Source organism: Allobosea sp. P4_C6, from assembly GCF_056402015.1.
In genome coordinates this window covers 1-2,956 of the sequence record NZ_JBFUIF010000161.1, presented here as the reverse complement: position 1 = coordinate 2,956, position 2,956 = coordinate 1, and the positions used below count along the sequence as shown (strand labels likewise).

At 55.3% G+C, this 2,956-nt stretch carries 3 protein-coding genes and 1 pseudogene; all 4 read right to left on the bottom strand.

Annotated elements, in window-relative coordinates:
- Nucleotides 1-113: 113 nt before the first annotated feature.
- Entirely contained in the window at nucleotides 114-560 is a 447-nt protein-coding gene (locus AC1DVA_RS27335; protein WP_476807978.1) for a GtrA family protein, read from the bottom strand.
- 64 nt (nucleotides 561-624) lie between these two features.
- Nucleotides 625-1,593, bottom strand: coding sequence for a glycosyltransferase family 2 protein (locus AC1DVA_RS27330; protein WP_476807977.1), 969 nt, complete (start codon nucleotides 1,591-1,593; stop codon nucleotides 625-627).
- Nucleotides 1,594-1,877: 284 nt separating this feature from the next.
- On the bottom strand, nucleotides 1,878-2,174 hold the full coding sequence (locus AC1DVA_RS27325; RefSeq protein ID WP_476807976.1) for a DegT/DnrJ/EryC1/StrS family aminotransferase: 297 nt from the start codon (nucleotides 2,172-2,174) through the stop codon (nucleotides 1,878-1,880).
- Nucleotides 2,175-2,326: 152 nt separating this feature from the next.
- Nucleotides 2,327-2,832, bottom strand: a pseudogene (locus tag AC1DVA_RS27320) (transposase); the annotation flags it as partial.
- Between the last annotated feature and the right edge of the window lie 124 nt (nucleotides 2,833-2,956).

Below are 2,956 nucleotides of genomic sequence, written 5' to 3'. Positions count from 1 at the left end.
GTTGTACTTCTTCAACTCATCCTCCGCAATTGAGCCTGCTCTGACAGGGCCTAGGGTCTATCCGGGCGAACGGTCGCGGCCTGGACAAGCCGACGTCCCCCACGGCGCTTAACCTAGTTAGATCGATCATTCCGGTCGCTTGGTACGCCTTTGCGGCTTGCCTTGTAAACCCACCCCTTAAACAACAAAAAATTCAGCACTGGCAGGCTTGCGGCGACGCCGCACAGCGCCACCAAATCGGGGATGCGAAGCGGGGGAGCGATCTTGGTCAAGAAAAATGTCGATAAGATGTATCCGATGGAAATGGTCAAAATATAGCGTAAGAACCGCAATCGATCCCAGGGTGATTGGGAGAACGTCAAATATGCATTGGCAACATATTGAAACAGGCAAGCCAAAATATAAGAAATGGTTGATGCCAATAATCTACTATCGGGATCAACAGTTACAATGGAAATAAATAGCACTATGTATATAGCGTTTACAACTARACCGATGCCAACAAATATGGCGGCGCGCTGAATATCCCGTTCACGATGCTTTAGAAAATGAGGGATCATTGCGCCCCTCCAGAAGATGAGCGCTTCATAAGATCAACGATCCTGTTGCCCGCGAGAAACAAATTTAGTCAATTATATCGGTAGCGATTATCTCGCTAATAATGTACAATGGCCTTCCTTTACTCTGAATATACAATCTGCCCAGATACTCTCCTATTATTCCGAGGGAAATCAGCTGGGCTGTCGATGTGGCGAGAATGATCAGCAGCGTGCTTGTCCACCCGGGCGCAGGCTGGAAGAACGCATATGATACAAAGATATAGAAAGAAAGAGCAATCGCTGTAAGCCCGGCTGCTAGAGCTGTAACGGTCGCCAGCCTCAATGGAGCGGCAGAGAATCCAGTTATTGCATCGATAGCGAGTCGCACCATCTTTCTAAATGTATATTTTGTTTCTCCTGCGTAACGCGCATCGCGATCATAAAGCAATGGCGTCTGCTTTCCTCCAAGCCACGCAATCATCCCGCGCAAAAATCGATTTTGCTCGGGCATTTGGTTTAGAAGATCAACTGTACGCCGATTAATAAGTCGAAAATCGCCAGTGTCGCTAGGTATATCGACTTGCGTCAGGCGATGAAGTAGCCGATAAAATGCCTTGGCTGTAAGTAACTTGAACTTCGTTTCCCCGTCTCGTTTGCGGCGTTTGCCATAAACGACATCGAAACCCTCATCCATTTTTTGCATCAAACCATGAAGAAGTTCCGGAGGATCTTGGAGGTCCGCGTCGATTATCAGTACACGAGTTCCACGGGCAATAGCCAAGCCGGCGGTAACCGCGATCTGGTGGCCGTGGTTACGCGCCAAATCAACGCCGACGATATGCTTGTTTGAGCTGGCATGCTTCCGGATTAAGCTCAACGTCGTATCCGAGGAGCCGTCATTGACCAAAACTATCTCGAAATCATCGCCGACTTCGGCCTCGCATGCCGCGAGGACACGCCGAAGAAATTCTTCTATGACGAGTTCTTCATTGTAACAGGGTGCTACGACAGATAGCCGGGTCGGCTTTGCCGGCTCCGATTCCAACCTTAACAAAACAGAACTCCTTCGCATGCGAATGCCCGCAGTCTCAGATGGCAACATTCCTGTCAACACCGTGGCTAACGCTAAGCCCGTGGTGGAATGATYCGCCCACGCGCCCGCGAGAGTTTTCAGCTCGGAAGATTGGACCCATGCGTGGACATACCTTATCTGAATCAGGGGCGATACAAACGGGGCAATTTGATCACAGATTTTGGACGCGGTTGCCGCAGTCGCGGCGCGTAGCCGCGGTGGACATAGCCATGTCTTGCGCACGCCTGCGGGCCAGATAGCCGAGGTCACGCCAGCCCGCAAACCTGCGCTGCCATCCAGGCCGGGACCAGCTGCCTCAAAGTGGCGAGAGCATACTCCACGTCTTCGCGTGTCAGGCTCAGCGCGCTAGGCAGATTGATGCCGAGGGGGCTCAGGCCATAGGCGGTGCGGTTCCTCGCGCGCGCCAGCTTCGCGCCCGGAGCATCCTTGAAGGCCGGGATCGCGCTCAGTGGATAGAAGAAGGGGCGCACGTCGACCCCTTGCTCGCGCAGGCGCAGCACCAGTTGCACCTTGGTCATGCCCAACCCTTCGTTGAGGATCACCGTCGACACCCCAACAGGAATTGTGGAGGCCTTCGATGTCCGGGTTCAGCGTGCCGGGAAAGGAATCGGCGAAGGCCTCGCAATACCAGCCAAAAATCCTACGCTTGCTGGCGACGAGTTCGTCGACGCGCTYGAGCTAAGCCAGGCCGAGCGCCGCCTGCTGCAACGGCACGGTCGGCGCTCAGAACGGCTAGCCAGGCCATGAGCAGCCTGCCATCGGTGGGCGCTTGCGGCTGACCACCCTATTGCCGGCATCGAACCCGCGCTGTTTCGCCGCCGGCGCCTTCATTGACTAGCCGTCGACCACGGCTGCGGTCGGTGACGGCTCCCGGCTTTCGCGTTCGCGATCGAGCATCAGCGCGACGTCATGGATCCTCTTGAACAGCAGACGACAAACGAAGCGCCGGAACCACCAGTAGACCGTCTGCGAGGGCGGAAAATCGTTTGGTAGCATCCGCCAGCCGCCGCCAGTCCGTGCGAGATATCGCAGTGCGTCGAGCACCTCGCGAAGGTCGATCGTCGGCGTGCGACCACGTTTCGGCGCAGGCGCCAGAAACGGCGCGATGAAGCGCCATTCCTCATCCGTCAAATCCGTCGGGTAGCGCTTGGCACGCCGCTCAAATCCAGCCATCCGGCCACGGCTCGCTCGGGTCCACATCCCAAGCTTGAATCATGCCGAAGCCGACGCCTCCCTTTCTCAAACGGTCTCTGAGAAACGAAAGGCCCCCAGCATGATGTCGGGTAGATCATCGCGATTTGGCGCATCAAGCAGTGTTGGGAAG